We start from the raw sequence: 19,816 nt of genomic DNA on the forward strand, positions 1-19,816 counted from the left end.
TAATTGATTTATATCAAACAAGTTTACCACCAACTCATCCGTTTTGGATAGGGTTTCAAAAGGACGCCAGCCCGATCCAGAGGGTATGCAGCCCATAGGCAATGAGCAGCAAGGCTCCACCCAGACGCAGGCTGCGCAGGGTCAGCCAGTAACGCAATTTGTCTGCCAGCCCGCCCAGGGCAAACAGGGTCGGCAGGGTCCCAAAACCAAAACTCAGCATGATGAGCGCCCCGTCGCCAGCGGAGCCCGCTGCCGCGCTCCAGGTCAGCATGGAGTAGACTAGGCCGCAGGGCAGCCAGCCCCACACCATGCCAAAGGGGAGCGCCTGCCAGGCCGACGTAAAGGGAATGAACTTGCCCGCCAGCGGCTTGATGAAGGGCCACATCTTGGCGCCGAGCCGCTCCAGCAGCAGGATCCCTTGCCACCAACCCGCCAGATAGAGGCCGAGGGCTATCATCAGCAGGGCTGCAATGAGGCGCAAGCCGGCGATGGCATGCTTGCCGGCCCCGAGCTCGCTGGTGGTGGCCAGTAGCCCGCCTACCAGAGCGCCAGCCAGCACATAACTCAGGATCCGGCCCAGGTTGTAGTTGAGCAGGTAGCCAAGGCGCCCCCAGAAGTGCTGTTTCTCGGCGGGGATGGCCATGGAGAGGGCGGCAGAGACGCCACCGCACATGGCGATGCAGTGGCCTGAACCTGCCAGCCCCACCAGCAGGGCCCCCATCAGGTCAAGGCTGCTGGTCATCGCGCGGCTTATCCTTGCTCTTGGTGGCGGGTTGCTCCTCGTCAAACAGTATGTTGGAGCCCTGGCGGTCGAGATCCTCGAACTGCTCCGAGCGAATGGCCCAGAAGAAGACGGCCCCCGCGATGATGACGAACAGGATGGCGATGGGGATGAGGACAAAAATGATGTTCATGGAAACTACCTTGACATTTATCCGTGGCAATCGACCCCCATGGTAACCCTGTTCGGGCAGGGGGCCAGCCGCTATCAGTGAGAAATGTGGCCTGAATCGGAGGCAGGCCACATGTTCAGCGTTTTCCCTGCTTGCTCATCGATTGAGACGCATCGAGTTGGTGACGACTATGAGGGAGCTCAGGGACATGCCTGCCGCTGCCAGATAGGGGGGCAGCCAGCCGCTTGCCGCGAGTGGCAACACCAGCAGGTTGTAACCGATGGACCAGGCAAAGTTCTCCTGGATGATCCGGCGGGTGCGCAGCGCCAGGGTGCGCGCCGTCAGCAGGCGGGAGAGGTCATCGGCCAGCAGGATGGCGTCGGCGCTGTTCTTGGCCAGATCCGTGCCGCCTGCCATGGCGAAGGAGGCATGGGCACCGGCCAGCACGGGGGCGTCGTTGATGCCGTCGCCCACCATGATGCTGATATCCCCAGCCGTTTCCCGCGCCTTGAGGTACGCGAGCTTGCCATCTGGGGTGACCCCTTTCACCAGCTCATCGACCCCGAGTTCACGGGCAACAGTGTCGGCCTGAGGGGAGCTGTCGCCGGTGAGAATGGTGGTTTGCAGGCCGGCCGCCTTGAAGGCCTGGATCAAGGCCCCTGCATCCGCACGCACGGTATCGGCCAGGGTGAAGCGGGCCAGCGGCCTAGTCTCGTCGGCCAGATAGATGGCCAGCCCCTGAGCGGCATTCTGTTTGTCACTCAGCCCGAGCCAGCGGGCACTACCGATGCGGTAATGTTTGCCTGCGATCCTGCCCTCGATGCCGTGGCCGATGACGGGCGTCACCCCGCTGGCTGCCAGCAGCACGGCATCGTCTGCTCCTTTGCTGCGAAACGCGCGGGCTATGGGGTGTTCGGAGTAGGCTTCCAGCGCGCGGGCGATGGCCAGGCACTCGTCTTCGCCAAGCTCCGCCAGGGGCTGGACGCCCACCAGGCTGATATTGCCGGTGGTCAGGGTACCTGTCTTGTCCATCACGATCCGGTTGGCCCGGGTCAGCACATCCAGCACGTGGCCGCGGCGCAGCAGGATGCCGCTGCGGGTCAGGTGGGCGGTGGCTGAGGTGAGCGCCGTCGGGGTCGCCAGTGACAGGGCGCAGGGGCAGGTGGCCACCAGCACTGACAGGGTGACCCAGAAGGCCCGCTCCGGGGCATGGAAGTGCCAGAAGGTCCAGACCGCGGCGGCGATGAGCAGCAGCACCAGGATGAAATGGCGGGAGAGCACATCCGCCAGCTGGGCGATGGCGGGTTTGTCATCCAGCGCGCTGTCCTGCAACCGCATGATCTGGGCGAGGCGCGACTCTTCGATGGGGTGGTTGACCCGGATCTCCAGCGGCGCATCCGTGCTGATGGTGCCGGCGAAGACGGGATCTCCTGCCTGCTTGAGCAGGGGCAGTTGCTCGCCGGTCAGCATGGCTTCGTTGAGGCTGGCCTGCCCCAGGGTGATGATGCCGTCTGCGGGCAGGGTGGCACCGGCCAGCACCCGGACCCTGTCCCCCACCCGCAGTGTCTTGGCGGGCACCTCGTGTTCGCCATCTGCATCGATGCGGGTGGCCATGATGGGCACCAGCCGTGCCAGGTTGGAGCTGGACTCGGACGCCTTGCGCCTGGCCCTCAGCTCGAGCAGGCGCCCCAGCAGCAGGAAGAAAACGAACATGGTGATGGAGTCGTAATAGACCTCACCCGTGTTGAAGACGGTGGCCCAGATGGAGGCGACGAAGGCACCGATGAGGGCCAGCGACACAGAGACATCCATGGAGAGGTGGCCCTGTTTCAGGCTGCGCCAGGCGCCCACGTAAAATGGCTGGGCCGAGTAGATCATGATGGGGGTGGAGAGCAGCAGGCTTATCCACTTGAAGTAGATCATGAACTCCTCTTCCACGCTGATGAAGAAATCCATGTAGAGCGCCACGGCGCACATCATCACCTGCATGGAGCCAAGACCAGCCAGCGCCATGCGGAACATGTAGCTGCGCACCTCGCGGGCGTAGAGGGCTTCCTGGCTGTGGGTCTGGAAGGGGTAGGCGCGGTAGCCTATCTTGGCGAACCCCTTGAGGATGTCGCTTAACGAGAGCCTGTCCGGATCCCACTTGATGCGGGCGCGGTGGGTGGTGGTATTGACGTTGACATAATGCAGGCCCGCGAGCCCCATCAGGTGGCGCTCGATGAGCCAGGCGCAGGCGGCGCAGGTCAGCCCTTCCACGCTGAGCTGGATTTCCCGCAGCGTGCCCGTCTCGGTGACGAACTCCTGCTGCACTTCGGCCAGATCGTAGTGGGTGAGGGCCGCCAGCTCGCTCGGCACCAATTCCCCCTTGATGCCGGGGGCGGTGCGGTGCTCGTAGTAACTGGCAAGGCCGCATTCGAGAATGGTCTGTGCCACGGCCTGGCAACCAGGACAGCACATGGGTTGTACTATCCCCTTGATCTCCAGGGTAAAGTCACTGCCAGTGGGAACCGGTTCACCACAGTGAAAACAGCCGGTCATGGTCATTATCCCTCTTGGAAGCTGCCCGCGTGGGCGAGAAAAGGGAGGACGCCGTCATGCCTGGATGAACGCTGCCGCTCATTCCGGGTTCAGCGTCCCCTGGGATCGAGTTCCACCGGGGCCTTGGTCGGCAACTGCGCCGTCTCTTGCAGGCGCCACTCGTGGTTGAAGGCATCGACCCGGATGTGCCACTTGCCGGTGAGGGGCTTGTCCAGCATCAGGCGATAGACTCCCTTGCCATCGGCAGTGAGCAGATGATCGCTGTCCAGACCGGCCAGGGTCGGGTGGAACAGGGAGAGGTGCAGCGCCTGACCGGCGGGGATCTCACCCGACAGGGGCTTCAGGGTCAGCTCCTTGTCGCTGACCGAGAGCTCGACGCGGATGCCGAGGGCCTCGGCGCGATCGAACTTGCTGAGATCCTGATTAATCTCCTTGCCCTGCTTGTAATAGTCTTCCGCCACCAGGTTGACCCCATCCTTGCTGGCGATGATGGCGGTGGCGATGCTGCCTACCACGGCGGCGCAGGGGAGGGCGATGATGAACCAGGGCCAGAATTGGCGATACCAAGGTTGAGTCATGGTGCTACCGAAACAAATGGTTAACGAAATGGAGGGATTCTAGCCAACACAAGATAACAAAAAGCCTCGAAGAGTCGAGGCTTTTTGCTGCGTAATCACGTGCTTATCACATGTTACTGCTTATTTTACTGCGCCTGGTGGGACAAACTATAGACATAGGACGCCAGCAGGTGGACCTTGTCTTCTCCCAGGATATCCTTCCAGGCTGGCATCACGCCGTGACGCCCATGGGTGATGGTCTGCTCGACCACCTGACGGGAGCCGCCATACAACCAGGTGTTGTTGGTGAGATCCGGCGCGCCGAAGGCGATGCCGCCCTTGGCATCCGGGCCGTGACAGGCGGCGCACATGGCGAAACGGGCTTCCCCCTTCTTGGCTTCCACCAGATCCACCTTGCGACCGGAGAGGCTCAGCACGTAGGAGGCCACTTCCTTGACCCCGTCCTGACCCAGGATCTCGCCCCAGGCGGCCATGATCCCCTGACGACCGCCCATGATGGTGGTCTTGATCTGATCCGGCGCTCCGCCCCACTGCCATTCGCTGTCGGTCAGGTTCGGGAAACCGCGACCACCGCGGGCATCGGAGCCGTGGCACTGGGAGCAGTTCTGCAGGAACAGACGCTGACCCACTTTCAGGGCTTCCGGGTCCTTGGCGATCTCGGTGATCTCCTTGTAGTTCTTGCCGTCGGCCTGGTAGGTCAGCTCACGGAACTTGGCGCCATAGACCTCGTCGGCCTTGGCCAGTTCCCGATCATACTCCACCGCGCGCCCTTCGTCCTTGGCAGAGGCAGCCGCCGCCTTGGATTCGGCCAGGGAGCGAACGTCCTGGTTGGAGCTCTGCCAGCCCAGCAGACCCTTGAAGTTGCCCAGACCCGGGAAGGCGAGCAGGTAGATGAGACCGGTGACGATGAAGAAGAGGAACATATAGGACCACCACTTCGGCAGGGGATTGTTGATCTCCTCTATGCCGTCGAAGGTGTGCCCCATGGGCTTGCCCTCTTCGGTCCCCATCTTGTCCTTCATGCACCACATCAGCAGCAGGAAGCAGCCGAGTATGGTGCCCAGACTTATGACGGTCACAAAAATGCTAAACAAAGTGCTCATTATTGCTTCGCTCCTGCGTTCTTGTTATCAGCACTGGGTTGCTCGTCATCGGCAAAGACCAGGTTGGCAGCCTCATCGAAGGAGGCCTTGCGGCGTTTGCTGTATGCCCAGACGATGATGCCGATCATGATGATCATCAGCAGCAGGGTGTACAGGCCGCGAAATGTGCCGTAATCCATATCCCGACTCCTTATTTCAGGGCATGACCCAGTGATTGCAGATAGGCCACCAGGGCATCCAACTCGGTCTTGCCCTTGACTGCCTCAGACGCACCCTCGATGTCGGCATCGGTATAGGGCACCCCGAAGTGATCCCGGAACAGCGCCAGCTTCTTGCCGGTCAGCTCACCGGTCAGGACGTTGGTCTCGAGCCAGGGGAAGGCGGGCATGTTGGATTCCGGTACCACGTCGCGCGGGTTGATGAGGTGGGCGCGATGCCAGTCGTCGGAGTAGCGGCCGCCGACCCGGGCCAGATCCGGACCGGTACGCTTGGAGCCCCACAGGAAGGGGTGCTCCCACACGCTCTCACCGGCGACCGAGTAGTGGCCATAGCGCTCGGTCTCGGCACGGAACGGGCGGATCATCTGGCTGTGGCAGACGGTGCAGCCCTCGCGGATGTAGATGTCGCGTCCTTCCATCTGCAGGGCGGTGTAGGCCTTGAGGCCCTCCACCGGCTCGTTGGTCTGCTTCTGGAAGAACAGTGGCGTGATCTCGACCAGGCCCCCCAGGCTGATGGCAAAGATGATGCCTATCACCAGCATGGGGACGCTCTTTTCAAAAATTTCGTGACGGTTATTGTTGCTCATGCTTTAAACCCCTTCAGATCAGGCTGGCTGTGCGACGGGTTCCAGGGAACCCTTGGGCGCAGTGACGGTGCGATAGGCGTTGTAAGCCATCAGCAGCATGCCGGTGACGAAGAAGCAGCCACCCAGGAAGCGCACGAAGTAGAAGGGATAGGAAGCTTGCAGCGCCTCCACGAAGCTGTAGGTCAGGGTGCCGTCATCATTGACCGCACGCCACATCAGACCCTGCATCACCCCAGAAATCCACATGGAGACGATGTAGAGCACTGTGCCCACGGTCGCCAGCCAGAAGTGGACGTTGATCAGGCGGATGCTGTACATGCGGCCCTGATCGAACAGGTTCGGGATCAAGTGATACACGGCGCCGATGGATACCATGGCAACCCAGCCCAGGGCACCGGAGTGGACGTGACCTATGGTCCAGTCTGTGTAGTGGGAGAGGGCGTTGACCGTCTTGATCGCCATCATGGGGCCTTCGAAGGTGGACATGCCGTAGAACGACAGGGACACGATCAGGAAGCGCAGGATGGGGTCATAGCGCAGCTTGTGCCAGGCACCGGACAGGGTCATGATGCCGTTGATCATGCCGCCCCAGGAGGGGACGAACAGGATGAGGGACATCACCATGCCCAGGGACTGGGCCCAGTCAGGCAGCGCGGTGTAGTGCAGATGGTGCGGACCGGCCCAGATATAGAGGGAGATCAGCGCCCAGAAGTGCACGATGGAGAGGCGGTAGGAGTAGACCGGACGCCCCGCCTGCTTGGGCACGAAATAGTACATCATCCCCAGGAAGCCGGCGGTGAGCAGGAAGCCGACCGCGTTGTGGCCATACCACCACTGCACCATGGCATCCATGGCGCCGGAGTACATGGAGTAGGACTTCATGCCGGAGAGTGGCACTTCCATGTTGTTGACGATATGCAGCACGGCCACCGTGATGATGAAGGCACCGAAGAACCAGTTCGCCACATAGATGTGGGAGGTGGTGCGCTTGACCAGGGTGCCGAAGAAGACAATGGCATAGCTCACCCAGACCACGGCGATGGCGATGTCGATGGGCCATTCCAGCTCGGCATACTCCTTGGAGGTGGTGTATCCCAGTGGCAGGCTGATGGCGGCGGCGAGGATGATCGCCTGCCAGCCCCAGAACACGAAGGAGGCGAGCGGGCCGCCAAACAGTCTTGCCTGGCAGGTGCGCTGTACCACGTAGAAGGAGGTGGCCATCAGGGCACTGCAACCAAACGCAAAGATGACCGCGTTGGTATGCAGGGGACGCAGGCGACTGTAGGTCAGCCAGGGGGTATCAAAGTTGAGGGCAGGCCAGATCAACTGGGCTGCGATCAGTACACCAACCGACATACCGACAATTCCCCAGACAATCGTCATGACGGTGAACTGGCGCACAACGGTGTAGTTGTACTCAGGGTGGTTTGTTGTATGGCTCATCGTTGTATTCCGCTTCCGATGCTGTTGTTTGTTTTTCGCCCGGTAATCGGGGCCATTTTCACCCCTGATTTGCAAAATCCTCTCGTTAACATCTGTTAATAAAAGGAAAAGCAAAAGGTGGTTAAATGAAAATTCATTGAGAATGATACTGAACTGACCGGTAAAATAACAGTACAAACAGTGATATATTTGGCTCCAGCGGGTCTGGTGCCCGCCAGTTTTTACCTTGCGCAAGATCACGAAAATCGCATTTTTAAAGTACCTTACAGGGCTGTTTTTTCATGAAAGAGAGACTCACTTCACGCAAAATCGTGCACTTGACGATCGTTTTGGCCATTTTGCTCTCCCTGATGGCCTATCGGACCTGGTTTTCGGGCCCGCCGAGCGGGGAGGCGAAGGCAACAAATGATCAGATTTGTGATCTGTCCCACAGCAGTTGTTCCCTTCTCGTCGGCGATCAGCCCCTGACGGCCAGCGTAGACGGCTTGCCGATCCGCCCTGAACATGACTTTGTGCTGCGTCTTCAGGGAGGTTCTCCCGCCATCACCCCCATCAAAGCCTGGCTGGAGGGCAGAACCATGTTCATGGGACGCATTCCCGTGCAATTCGAGGCGAAGGAGGGAGGCTGGCAGGGGGCCGCTCAGGTGGGGAGTTGCACCACTGAGACCATGGAGTGGCTGCTCAATATCGAGTGGAGCAATGGCCAGCGCCAGCAACTGACACTGGGAATTTCCCCCTGACAGGAGGCTGACATTTGTGGCCCAGGAGGGGGGATAAGTGAAATTTGATTTGAATTTTTCAGGCAGGTCGGTACCTTGCATTCATTATCAAGGAGTGAAGTTCATTTAATCATGATTGAAAAACAAGCATTTTATCGCACCCTCAACCAACAGGCACAGGCGCTGCTGGAGGGTGAACCCGACCTGATTGCCAACCTGGCGAACCTGTCTGCCCTGCTCAATCAGGAGCTGGCTGACATCAACTGGGTCGGTTTTTATCTGTTGCAAGGGGAAACCCTGGTGCTCGGCCCCTTCCAGGGCAAGCCGGCCTGCGTGCGCATTCCGGTGGGCCGCGGCGTCTGCGGCACGGCGGTGTCCGAGGGCAAGACCCAGCTGGTGGACGACGTACACCAGTTCACGGGTCACATCGCCTGCGACGGCGCCAGCAATTCGGAAATCGTGATTCCGCTGCGTCGCGGTGGTGAGATCATCGGGGTGCTGGACGTGGATAGTCCAATTTTTAACCGTTTCGACCAGGAGGACCGGATTGGCCTCGAAGAAACGGTGCAAATTTTGGAAAGCATGCTCTAAGTCATTGCTAGATGGTTCGCAAAAGGTCCCAAGCTCTCTATAATAGGGCCTTTGTTGTGTTCGGGCATGCCCGTGCGTCTATATGAAAGCCAAGGTTATACATGGAAAACACTGAAAAGCTGAAGAACAGTAAAGAGATCGTTGCCTACCTGGTCGAGAAATTCCCGGCCTGCTTCATCGCTGAAGGAGAGGCCAAGCCACTCAAGATTGGCATCTTCCAGGATCTGGCCGCGCGTCTTGCTGATGACGAGAGAGTCTCCAAGACCATGCTGCGCTCTGCTCTGCGTCAATACACCTCCAGCTGGCGTTACCTGCATGGCCTCAAGGCTGGCCAGGCCCGTGTCGATCTGGATGGCAATCCCGGTGAGCTGCTGACCGAAGAGCACATCGAGCATGCCAAACAGGCGCTCAAGGAGAGCAAAGAGCGTGTCTTTGCCAGCCGCCGCACCAACACCAAGGAGAAGGAAGACAAGCCCAAGCAGCCGCGCCGCAACGCGCCGCGCAAGGCCGATGCGCCCCGCTCCGACAAGCCCAAGTCTGCTGCCCCCAAGGCCGCACCTGTAGCCGATGCTCCCCTGGTCAAAGTGGATGCCGCCACCCTGAAAGTGGATCAAGGCGTGCGCGTCGTGCTGGGCAAATCTCCCGTGCCTGCGACCATCAAGGAAGTGACCAAGGATGACGTACAGGTTCAATTGCAGACCGGCATGATGTTGCGGGTCAAGTTCGAGCATCTGGTTCTCTAAGGAGACGAATGTTGAAGCATGGCGTGATTCGTTTTTCCCTCGTTGCCTGTAGCCTGGCGCTCGCCGGGCTCGCACAGGCCATCGAGCCGGTGCTCAAGGAAAGTGATTTGCCTGTGTTGGCTCAGGAGAGCCAACATGCTACGGCCAGCAAGCGAATTGCCAATCTGTTTACCCGCTCTCATTACAAACAGTTCAAGCTGGACGATGCCTTTTCCTCCGTGATTTTTGACAAATATCTGGAGAATCTGGACTACAGCCGCAACCTGTTTCTGGCCTCTGACATCAGCCGTTTTGAAAAGTACCGTACCGGTTTTGACACCGACCTCGAGAGAGGGCGTCTGGCTCCGGCCTACGAGATGTTCAACCTGAGTCAGCAGCGGCGTTACGAGCGGTTCGAATACGCCCTCAAACTGCTCGACACTCCCCTGGATTTCACCCAGCCCGACAATTACATCTTCGATCGGGAAGGGGCTCCCTGGCCCAAAGACGAGGCTGAGCTCGACGAGCTGTGGCGTCAGCGGGTCAAGTTTGATGCCCTGAGTCTCAAGCTCAGCGGCAAGGAGTGGCCCGAGATCAAGGAGCTGCTTGGCAAGCGTTACAACAATGCCATCAAGCGGATGTCCCAGACCGAGAGCGAGGATGTGTTCCAGCTCTTCATGAACTCCTTCGCCCGTGCCATCGAGCCCCACACCAGCTACCTCTCGCCGCGCAGCGCCGATCGCTTCAACACCGAGATGAACCTCTCGCTGGAAGGTATTGGGGCCGTGCTGCAGGCGGAAGATGACTTCACCGTCATCCGCTCCCTGGTGCCCGGCGGCCCGGCAGCCAAGTCCAACCACCTCAAGCCCGATGACAAGATCACCGGGGTGGGGCAGGACGACGGCAAGATTGTCGATGTGATCGGCTGGCGTCTCGATGATGTGGTCGAACTCATCAAGGGCCCGAAAGGCAGCAAGGTGAAGCTGGAGATCCAGCGCGGCAAGGGCGCGACCGCCAAGACCGAGCTGGTTGAGCTGACCCGTGACAAGGTGCGTCTGGAAGACAGGGCCGCCAAGTCCAAGGTGATCACCGCCGAAGGCAAGAAGATAGGGGTGCTCGAGGTCCCGAGCTTCTACGTCAATCTCCATGACGACGTCATCAAGGAGCTCTCCAGTCTCAACAAGCAGAAGATCGATGGTCTCATTGTCGATCTGCGTGGCAACGGCGGCGGTGCCCTGACCGAAGCCTCGGCCTTGAGTGGTTTGTTCTTCGCCAGCGGTCCCGTGGTGCAAATTCGTGATCATATGGGCCGTATCACGGTCAATGGTGACGACGACGGCAACGTCTACTACGGCGGCCCCATGTCGGTGATGATTGACCGTTACAGCGCCTCGGCCTCCGAGATCTTCGCCGCCGCCATGCAGGATTACGGCCGCGCCCTGATCCTCGGTGAGAACTCGTTCGGCAAGGGCACGGTGCAGCAGCATCGCAGCCTCGCCAAGGTCTACGACTTCTACGAGCAGCCGCTGGGTCATGTGCAGTACACCATCGCCAAGTTCTACCGGATCGATGGTGGCAGCACCCAGAACAAGGGGGTGGCACCGGACATCGGCTTCCCGACCGCGGTTTCGCCGGACGAGACCGGGGAGAGCCGGGAGTTCAACGCCTTGCCCTGGGACAAGATAGCTTCGGCCAGTTACGACAAGCTGGGGGACTTCTCCAGTCTGCTGCCCAGGTTGAAGTCGGCTCACGATGCGCGGATCGCCAAGGATCCTGAATTTGCCTACGTGCTGCAGGACATCAAGGAGTATCAGGCGGATCAGGACAAGAAGTCGGTCTCCCTGAACGAAGCCGAGCGACTGGCGGATCAGGCCAAGCAGGACGAGAAGGCGCTGGCGCGAGCCAACGAGCGACTGACCCGTCTTGGCAAGCCAACGGTGAAGAGCCTGGATGAACTGCCGACCGATTTCGAGGCCCCTGACGAGTATCAGATTGAAGCCGCGAACATCACGGCGGATCTGGCGAGGCTCAGCAAGGGCTGAGAATCCAGGGTACATCAGCATGAATACAAGGGCGACTTCGGTCGCCCTCTCTTTTGGCGGAATGCAAACTATTTGACCCTGCCGAATCGTTGTGACAGCCTCTGACACGTCAATAACAAAGCGTGGAAGCACACAATAATGACCGATCACTCCCAGGCCATGACGGCCAAGTATCGCCAGGATTACCGGGCGCCCCTCTACTGGATCGACAGCATCGATCTCGATTTTCAACTGCAGGAGCCCCTGACCCGGGTCACCGCCATCTCCCGCCTGCGCCGCAACGGCGAGCACAACGAGCCGCTGGTGCTGGATGGGGAAGGATTGGTCTTGCACAGCGTCAGCGTGGACGGTGTCCCCTTCACCCAGTTCGAGCAGGGGGAGAGCAGTCTGACCCTGTTCAACCTGCCTGCCGAATGTGTGCTGACCATAGTCACGGATCTGGATCCCGCCGCCAACACGGCGCTGGAAGGGCTCTACAAGTCCGGCGATGCCTACTGCACCCAGTGTGAGGCAGAGGGCTTTCGCCGCATAACCTATTACCTGGACAGGCCCGACATCCTGGCCCGCTACAGCACCCGCATCAGCGCCGACAAGACCAAATACCCCTACCTGCTCTCCAACGGAAACAAGGTCGATAGCGGCGAACTGGAAGGTGGTCGCCACTTTGTGCAGTGGCAGGATCCCTTCCCCAAGCCGAGCTACCTGTTTGCCCTGGTGGTCGGTGATTTCGACGTGGAGCGGGGTAGCTACACCACCCAAAGCGGCCGCAAGGTGGCTCTGGAGATCTTCGTCGACAAGGGGAACCTCGATCGCGCCGGTTTCGCCATGGAGAGCCTGATCAACGCCATGCGCTGGGACGAGCAGCGTTTCGGCCTCGAGTATGACCTCGACATCTACATGATCGTGGCGGTGGACTTCTTCAACATGGGCGCCATGGAGAACAAGGGGCTGAACATCTTCAACTCCAAGTTCGTGCTGGCCAACCCGGCGACCGCCACCGACAGCGACTACCACGGCATCGAGCGGGTGATCGCCCACGAATACTTCCACAACTGGACCGGCAACCGCGTCACCTGCCGCGACTGGTTCCAGCTCAGTCTCAAAGAGGGGCTGACGGTGTTCCGGGATCAGGAGTTCTCCTCGGATCTTGGCTCACGCGGCGTCAACCGCATCAACAACGTGCGTACCGTGCGCGGGCCGCAGTTCGCCGAAGATGCCGGCCCCATGGCTCACCCCATTCGCCCGGATGTGGTGATCGAGATGAACAACTTCTACACCCTGACCGTCTACGAGAAGGGGTCGGAAGTGATCCGCATGATGCACACCCTGCTGGGTGAAGCTGCCTTCCAGGCCGGTATGCGTCTCTACTTCGAGCGTCACGACGGCTCGGCCGCCACCTGCGATGATTTCGTGCAGGCGATGGAGGATGCTTCCGGCGTTGACCTCGGCCGTTTCCGCCGTTGGTACAGCCAGTCCGGCACCCCCGAGCTGACCGTCACCGACGAGTACGATGCCGAAAGCGGCGTTTATCGCCTGCACGTGCGCCAGCACACGCCGCCGACCCAGGATCAGCCGCAGAAGCTGCCACTGCACATTCCCCTCGACATCGAACTCTATGACGAGCAGGGTGCCGTCATTGCGCTGCAGTATCAGGGCAAGGCCATCGGCAGCGTGCTCGATGTGCTGGAAGAAGAGCAGACCTTCGAATTCTATCAGGTGCCGGTCAAGCCGGTTCCCTCCCTGCTGCGGGACTTCTCCGCGCCGGTCAAGCTGTACTATGACTACAGCGATGAAGCGCTCGCATTCCTGATGCGCTTTGCCCGCAACGAGTTTGCCCGCTGGGATGCCGCCCAGATGCTGATCAACAAGGCGGTCATCGAAGGGGTGGCGCGGGTGCAGCAGGGGCAGGGGGTCGAGCTCTCCTCAACCCTGCTGGCGGCCTTCGTCGCCATTCTGGACGAGGCCGAGCTGGACTCGGCTCTCAAGGCGGAGATCCTGGCGCTGCCCGGTGAAGCGACCCTGGCCGAACTGTTCGAGGTGGCCGACATCGATGCCATCCATCGGGTGCGGGATGCCATCCACAGCCAGCTCGCCGAGGCCTTCGGCGCGCGCCTGGCCACCACCTATGAGCGCCTGCGGCTGACGGGGTATAGGGTGATCCATGGAGACACCGCCAAACGTGCCCTCAAGGGGGTGGTACTCGGCTATCTGGCGGCGCTGGATGCAGAGCATGCCGATGCGCTGGTGCGTGAGCAGTATGCAACCGCCGACAACATGACCGACACCCTGGCGGCGCTGCAGGTGGCCAACGGCTATCTGCTGCCATGCCGTGCCGCACTGCTGGCCGATTTTGAGGGCAAGTGGGCCCATGACGGCCTGGTACTGGACAACTGGCTGCGGCTGGTGGGCAGCAAGCCTGCCGCCGACGTGCTGGATGAGGTGAAACAGGCGATGAGCCACCCCACCTTCAGCATCCGCAACCCGAACCGGCTGCGGGCGCTCATCGGCAGCTTCGCCATGAACAACCAGGTGCAGTTCCACGCGGTGGATGGCAGCGGCTATCGCTTCCTGACAGATCTCTTGATCGCGCTCAACGAGGTCAATCCCCAGGTGGCGTCCCGCCTCATCACCCCGCTCATTCAGTTCAAGCGACTGGATGAAGGGCGCAAGACGCTTATCCGTGCCGAGCTGACCCGTCTGGCCAACCTCGAGGGGCTGGCGCGGGATCTGTTCGAGAAGGTAAGCAAGGCACTGGCGCAGTAAGGGTGCAGGTCACGGGCAGGGGAGCCAGGCTCTCCTGCCCGTTTTTCATCAAGAGGAGGGGGAATGAGGCAGTACACCTTTCGGCTGGCCCTCAGCCGTGACGAGATCATGCTGATGTACCAGGGCCAGGCCAGACGCCTGGTGGTGCGCACCGAGCAGGGGTTGACCATAGAGTTGGGCCTGGAAAAGATCCGCTCCTTCGTCAGCGTCAACGGGGTCCACGGCTACTTTCGGCTGGTCACCCAGGAAGATCACCGCTTTGTTCGCCTAGAGAGGCTCTCCTGAGTGCCGCTCACTCTCTAAGAGAGCGGTGTCCTTCTTGGATCATTCCGTAGGTTTCTGCCTCGAAAGGGTCGCTTGCCGTAGTCGAACCACTCGTGTGAGCGTCCTATAGAGGGGAATACGCCTGCTTGCGACGCCAAATACAGGACGATGAGCGCCTGTTTAGCCCGAAACGCATAAATTAACAAAACATGAACACAATTCCGGGTAAATATCTGCTTTAAGTCACTATCTATCCGGTTAATCGACTGACAGCCAGTGCGATTTTCTAAATTTTAGCGACTTGGCAAAATTTATCACAACCCAAGCCGTGATCTGTCCCTTGTTTTTAACATCCCGTTATCACCTTTGCTCGCCTTCCTTGATCCAACTCATTACACTTCGCAGCAACTCTGTACCGGCGCACATCCTGGGTGGATGTCGCCGTGTCTGTGATGTCGTCCGATAAGGAAACTAGCAATGGCATTGAAAGACGCCCCTACCTCAGTTCTGCTCGAAAACGTTCTCAGCCTGATCCATCAGAAATTGCCCAAGAACAGCGCCTCCCTGGTCGAATGCTTCGTCGCCAAGTTCTACGGCAACATGGCGAGCACCGACCTGCACGATCGCAATGACAGCGATCTCTACGGGGCGGCGCTGAGCCTGTGGAATGCGCTCAACCAGCGCACCAGCACAGAGCCCTATATCCGGGTCTACAACCCCGAGCTGACTCGCCACGGATGGCAGTCTCCCCATACCATCGTCGAGATCATCCTGCAGGACTCCCCGTTCCTGGTGGATTCCATCCGCATGGCCCTCAAGCGTCGGGGCATCACGGCCCACATGATGTTGCACCAGCCGCTGCACCTCATTCGCGGCAGCGAAGGCAAGATAGGCGCCATCCTGGATCTCGACAATACGGCTTCCCAGACCTCGGTCGAGACCGCCTTCCTCATCGAGATCGATCATCTTACGGATGAGGAACAGATGGATGCCCTGACCGCCGAGCTCAACTCGGTGGCGAGGGAAGTGGCCCTGGCGGTCGGGGATTGGCAACCCATGCTGGGTCGCCTGAACGAGATCATCGAGGAGTTGCCCAAGCGCAAGAACCCGGTCAGCCAGGCCGAGGTGGACTCCTGCGTCGCCTTCCTCAAATGGGTGGCTGCCCACAACTTCACCCTGATGGGCTATCGCCGTTATGACGTGAAAGCGGTGGAGGGGGATCACGAGATCCTGCCCCAGCCGGAATCCAGCCTGGGCCTGATGAAGAACTCCATCAAGGACGAAGGCCAGCGCCTGGGCAGCATGCCCGCCAGCGCCCGTCACGCGGCCCTGAGCTCTGACTTGCTGATCCTCACCAAGTCCAACGCCAAGTCCCGGGTACACCGTCCGGCCTATGTGGATTACATCGGCATCAAGCGCTTCGACGAACACGGCAAGGTGGTGGGGGAAGATCGCTTCATCGGTCTCTACGCCTCCTCCATCTACAACACCAGCGCCACCCAGATCCCCCTCATCAGCCACCGCCTCGAGCGCATCATGGCCGCCTCCGGTCACGAGAAGGGCTCCCACGCCTACAAGGCGTTGCTCAACGTGCTGGAGACCTATCCGCGCGACGAGCTTATTCAGGCCCGTGAAGAGGAGCTGCTGGCCACAGGTCTTGGCGTGCTGGAGATGCAAGAGCGTGACATGCTGCGCCTGTTCGTACGCCGCGATGTGTACGGCCGCTTCTTCTCCTGCATGGTCTATGTCACCAAGGAGCGCTACAACACGGCGCTACGGGTCAAGACCCAGCAAATTTTGCAGAAGTATTTTGGCAGCAGCTTTGATGTGGAGTTCAACGTCTACTTCACCGAAGGCGTGCTGGCACGGACCCACTACATAGTGCGGGTCAACAACAACAACGTGGATGTGGATGTGAACGAAGTACAGAACAACCTGATTGAAGCGGCCCGCAGCTGGGACGACCGCCTGGACTCCGTGCTGCTCTCCCATTATGGGGAAGCCCGAGGCAACGAACTGCGCCGCCGTTTCAGCACTGCCTTCCCTCGTGCTTACAAGGAAGACGTGCTGCCGGGCTCTGCCGTGGCCGACATCATGGCCCTCGATAGCCTGAGTGAAGCCGAGCCGCTGGGCATGCTGTTCTACCGTGCCCAGGAAGAAGAGAACGATCGCCGGGTGCGTCTCAAGCTGTTCCACCGCACCGAACCCATCCACCTCTCCGACGTCTTGCCCATGCTGGAAAACATGGGGCTGCGCGTCATCGGTGAGACGCCCTATCAGGTGCGCACCCCGAGTGGCGAGATCTTCTGGATCCTCGACTTCTCCATGCTGCTGCGCGGCGAGCAGCCATTCGATCTGGCCCAGAGCCAGCAGCGCTTCCAGCAGGCCTTCGCTGCCATCTGGAACAAGACCCTGGAAGATGACGGTTTCAACCGCCTGGTGCTGGGGGCCGGCCTCACCGGTCGCCAGGTCTCTGTGCTGCGCGCCTATGCGAAATACATGCGCCAGACCGGCGTCTCCTTCAGCCAGTCCTATATAGAGGAGACCCTGACCCGTTATCCCGACATCGCAGAGCTGCTGTTCACCCTGTTCGATCTGCGACTCAATCCTGCGATCAAGCAGGACGCCAAGGCGCCATCGCAAGATGCCAAGGCATTAGCCAAGCTGCACGAGCAGCTCGCCGCCAAGCTGGATCAGGTGGCGAACCTGGACGACGATCGCATCATCCGCCGCTACATGGAGATGATCGACGCCACCCTGCGCACCAACTACTACCAGCCGGATCAGGAGGGTCAACCCAAGCCCTACATCTCCTTCAAGCTGGCCCCCTCCAGCATCACCGACATGCCGCTGCCGCTGCCGAAATTCGAGATCTTCGTTTACTCGCCGCGAGTGGAAGGGGTGCATCTGCGCTGGGGCAAGGTGGCCCGTGGCGGCCTGCGCTGGTCCGATCGCAAGGAAGATTTCCGCACCGAGGTGCTGGGGCTGGTCAAGGCGCAGCAGGTGAAGAACACCGTCATCGTGCCGGTCGGCGCCAAGGGCGGTTTCTATTGCAAGCAGATGCCGGTGGGCGCGCCCCGCGCCGTCATCCAGGAAGAGGGGAAGGCCTGCTACCGCCTGTTCATCCGCGGCCTGCTTGATGTCACCGACAACATCATCAAGGGGGAGGTGATCCCGCCCAAATCCGTGGTGCGTCACGACGAGGATGACTACTACCTGGTCGTGGCCGCCGACAAGGGCACCGCCACCTTCTCCGACATCGCCAACGAGATAAGCCAGGAGTATGGCCACTGGCTCGGTGATGCCTTCGCCTCCGGCGGCTCGGTCGGTTATGACCACAAGAAGATGGGCATCACGGCGCGCGGCGCCTGGGAGTCGGTCAAGCGTCACTTCCGGGAGATCGGCGTCAACTGCCAGACCACCGACTTCACCTGCGTGGGGATAGGTGACATGGCCGGCGACGTGTTCGGCAATGGCATGCTGCTCTCCGAGCACACCCAGCTGGTGGGCGCCTTTAACCACATGCACATCTTCATCGACCCGACCCCCGATGCGGCCAGGAGCTTCGTCGAGCGGCAGCGGCTGTTCGAGCTGCCGGGTTCGAGCTGGGATGACTACAACCGGGAGCTCATCTCGGCAGGGGGCGGCATCTTCCTGCGCTCCGCCAAGTCCATCAAGCTGAGCCCGCAGATTCAGACCCTGCTCGGCACCGACAAGGCCAGCATGGCCCCGAACGAGCTGATCAAGGCGCTGCTCTGCCTCAACGTGGACCTGCTCTGGAACGGCGGCATCGGCACCTATGTGAAGAGCGCCCGCGAGAGCGACGCCGACGTGGGGGATCGCAGCAACGACGTGCTGCGGGTCAATGGCCGTGACCTGCGAGCCCGCATCGTGGGCGAGGGCGGCAACCTCGGCTTCACCCAGCTTGGCCGGGTGGAGTACGCCAGCCAGGGCGGTCACATCAACACCGACTTTACCGACAACGTGGGCGGGGTGGATTGCTCCGACAACGAGGTCAACATCAAGATACTGCTGAACCAGCTGGTGGCCGCCGGCGACATGACCCTCAAGCAGCGCAACCAGATGCTGTACGAGATGACCGACGACGTGGCCCAGATTGTCATCACCAACGCCTATCGCCAGTCCCAGTCCATCTCGGTCACGGCGTTCCGTGGCGCCGAGCAGTTGAAAGAGCAGCAACGCTTCATTCAGGGGCTGGAGCGCGAAGGCAAGCTGGACCGTGCGCTGGAGTTCCTCCCTTCCGACGAGGAGCTCTCCGAGCGGATGGCGGCAGGGCAGGGGCTGACCCGTCCCGAGCTGGCGGTGCTGGTGGCTTACGGCAAGATGGTGCTCAAAGAGCAGCTCAACTGCCCGGAAGTGACCGAGGAGCCCTTCCTCGCCAACATGCTGGTCACCAGCTTCCCGGCCCAGTTGCAGCAGCAGTTCGGTGCCGAGCTGGCTCAGCACCCGCTGCGCGGTGAAATCATCGCGACCCGGGTGGCCAACATGCTGGTCAACGACATGGGGCTCAACTTCGCCAGTCGGATGAAGGACGAGACCGGTGCCTCGGTAGCCGAAGTGGCTTGCTGCTTCGCCATGGCCCGGGAGGTGTTCGGTCTGGGTACCCTGTGGCGCGACATCGAAGGCTGTGACAACCTGGTGAGTGCCGAGACCCAGCTCGAGCTGATGTTCTACAGCCGCCGCATCGTGCGCCGCGCCACTCGCTGGTTCCTGCGCGCCCGCAACCGCAGCTGGAGCATCGGCGAGAACATCGCCTTCTTCCGCCCGGCCTTCGAGACCCTGGGGGAGCACCTCTACGAGGTGATGGACGAGAGCGAAGTGGCCGAACATCGCCAGGCCGTCGCCGCACTGGTGGCCAAACAGGTGCCGGAAGCCATCGCCCGTCAGGTGGCCCACATGAGCAGCCTGTTCTCCAGCCTGGATCTGGCGCAGATTGCCGCGGAGCACAAGACCGACATCCTGCGCGCCGCCAACGTTTATTACCGCCTCGGCGCCAAGCTCGATCTGCACTGGTTCCTCGAGCAGATCAACCATCAACCGGTGGGCAACCACTGGCAGGCGATGGCCCGGGCCTCCTTCCGCGAGGATCTGGACTGGCAGCAACGCAGCCTCACCTCAGTGGTACTGGAAGGGTGCAAAGAGCAGGGAGAATGCGCTACCATACTGGCCGACTGGATTTCGGAGCATGAGCAACTCTTGTCCCGTTGGACCCACATGTTGGCCGACTTCAAGACCACGAGCACTCACGAGTTCGCCAAGTTCTCGGTGGCCTTGCGAGAGTTGAACCTGCTCCAGTTGAATTGCCGAACCTCGGCATAACCCCAAAAGCCC

The 19,816-nt window shown here is 60.6% G+C and carries 15 protein-coding genes; 7 read left to right on the forward strand and 8 right to left on the reverse strand.

The window, feature by feature from the left end:
* Nucleotides 1-55: 55 nt before the first annotated feature.
* The 8 genes from BN1127_RS01585 to ccoN all read right to left on the reverse strand — a co-directional run bounded on the left by BN1127_RS01585 (nt 56) and on the right by ccoN (nt 7,363).
* Nucleotides 56-742, reverse strand: a complete 687-nt coding sequence (locus BN1127_RS01585) for a sulfite exporter TauE/SafE family protein (protein WP_041205801.1) — start codon at nt 740-742, stop codon at nt 56-58.
* The gene (gene ccoS / locus BN1127_RS01590) at nt 726-914 is read right to left on the reverse strand and encodes a cbb3-type cytochrome oxidase assembly protein CcoS (RefSeq protein ID WP_005329639.1); all 189 of its coding nucleotides are present in this window, start codon (nt 912-914) and stop codon (nt 726-728) included. Before ccoS ends, BN1127_RS01585 begins: the two co-directional genes overlap by 17 nt.
* Nucleotides 915-1,049: 135 nt before the next feature.
* Nucleotides 1,050-3,434 carry a heavy metal translocating P-type ATPase gene (locus tag BN1127_RS01595; RefSeq protein ID WP_041206942.1) on the reverse strand — a complete coding sequence of 795 codons (2,385 nt, stop codon included), beginning with the start codon at nt 3,432-3,434 and terminating at the stop codon, nt 1,050-1,052.
* Nucleotides 3,435-3,523: 89 nt separating this feature from the next.
* Nucleotides 3,524-4,012 carry a FixH family protein gene (locus tag BN1127_RS01600; protein WP_005329637.1) on the reverse strand — a complete coding sequence of 163 codons (489 nt, stop codon included), beginning with the start codon at nt 4,010-4,012 and terminating at the stop codon, nt 3,524-3,526.
* Nucleotides 4,013-4,137: 125 nt separating this feature from the next.
* Nucleotides 4,138-5,115 carry a cytochrome-c oxidase, cbb3-type subunit III gene (ccoP, locus tag BN1127_RS01605; RefSeq protein WP_042648242.1) on the reverse strand — a complete coding sequence of 326 codons (978 nt, stop codon included), beginning with the start codon at nt 5,113-5,115 and terminating at the stop codon, nt 4,138-4,140.
* On the reverse strand, nt 5,115-5,294 hold the full coding sequence (locus tag BN1127_RS01610) for a cbb3-type cytochrome oxidase subunit 3 (protein WP_005329633.1): 180 nt from the start codon (nt 5,292-5,294) through the stop codon (nt 5,115-5,117). The genes ccoP and BN1127_RS01610 overlap by 1 nt, the downstream gene beginning before the upstream one ends.
* Before the next feature lie 11 nt (nt 5,295-5,305).
* Nucleotides 5,306-5,920, reverse strand: coding sequence for a cytochrome-c oxidase, cbb3-type subunit II (gene ccoO, locus BN1127_RS01615; RefSeq protein WP_005329630.1), 615 nt, complete (start codon nt 5,918-5,920; stop codon nt 5,306-5,308).
* A gap of 18 nt (nt 5,921-5,938) precedes the next feature.
* Complete coding sequence (ccoN, locus tag BN1127_RS01620) at nt 5,939-7,363, reverse strand: cytochrome-c oxidase, cbb3-type subunit I (RefSeq protein WP_005329626.1); 1,425 nt, start codon at nt 7,361-7,363, stop codon at nt 5,939-5,941.
* A gap of 281 nt (nt 7,364-7,644) precedes the next feature.
* Here ccoN and BN1127_RS01625 point away from each other — a divergent pair, with 281 nt between their 5' ends.
* The 7 genes from BN1127_RS01625 to BN1127_RS01655 all read left to right on the forward strand — a co-directional run bounded on the left by BN1127_RS01625 (nt 7,645) and on the right by BN1127_RS01655 (nt 19,804).
* Complete coding sequence (locus tag BN1127_RS01625) at nt 7,645-8,103, forward strand: hypothetical protein (RefSeq protein ID WP_042648243.1); 459 nt, start codon at nt 7,645-7,647, stop codon at nt 8,101-8,103.
* A gap of 111 nt (nt 8,104-8,214) precedes the next feature.
* Nucleotides 8,215-8,673 carry a GAF domain-containing protein gene (locus tag BN1127_RS01630; RefSeq protein WP_042648244.1) on the forward strand — a complete coding sequence of 153 codons (459 nt, stop codon included), beginning with the start codon at nt 8,215-8,217 and terminating at the stop codon, nt 8,671-8,673.
* A 101-nt stretch (nt 8,674-8,774) separates the two neighbouring features.
* The gene (gene proQ, locus BN1127_RS01635) at nt 8,775-9,416 is read left to right on the forward strand and encodes an RNA chaperone ProQ (RefSeq protein WP_042648245.1); all 642 of its coding nucleotides are present in this window, start codon (nt 8,775-8,777) and stop codon (nt 9,414-9,416) included.
* A gap of 8 nt (nt 9,417-9,424) precedes the next feature.
* Nucleotides 9,425-11,437 carry a carboxy terminal-processing peptidase gene (gene prc / locus BN1127_RS01640; RefSeq protein WP_041205797.1) on the forward strand — a complete coding sequence of 671 codons (2,013 nt, stop codon included), beginning with the start codon at nt 9,425-9,427 and terminating at the stop codon, nt 11,435-11,437.
* Nucleotides 11,438-11,575: 138 nt separating this feature from the next.
* Nucleotides 11,576-14,200, forward strand: coding sequence for an aminopeptidase N (pepN, locus tag BN1127_RS01645; protein WP_042648246.1), 2,625 nt, complete (start codon nt 11,576-11,578; stop codon nt 14,198-14,200).
* A 63-nt stretch (nt 14,201-14,263) separates the two neighbouring features.
* Complete coding sequence (locus BN1127_RS01650; protein ID WP_005329605.1) at nt 14,264-14,485, forward strand: DUF2835 family protein; 222 nt, start codon at nt 14,264-14,266, stop codon at nt 14,483-14,485.
* A 456-nt stretch (nt 14,486-14,941) separates the two neighbouring features.
* Complete coding sequence (locus BN1127_RS01655) at nt 14,942-19,804, forward strand: NAD-glutamate dehydrogenase (RefSeq protein WP_042648247.1); 4,863 nt, start codon at nt 14,942-14,944, stop codon at nt 19,802-19,804.
* Nucleotides 19,805-19,816: the final 12 nt, after the last annotated feature.

It is taken from the genome of Aeromonas media (genome assembly GCF_000819985.1).
In the GTDB taxonomy this organism is placed as follows: Bacteria; Pseudomonadota; Gammaproteobacteria; order Enterobacterales; family Aeromonadaceae; genus Aeromonas; species Aeromonas media.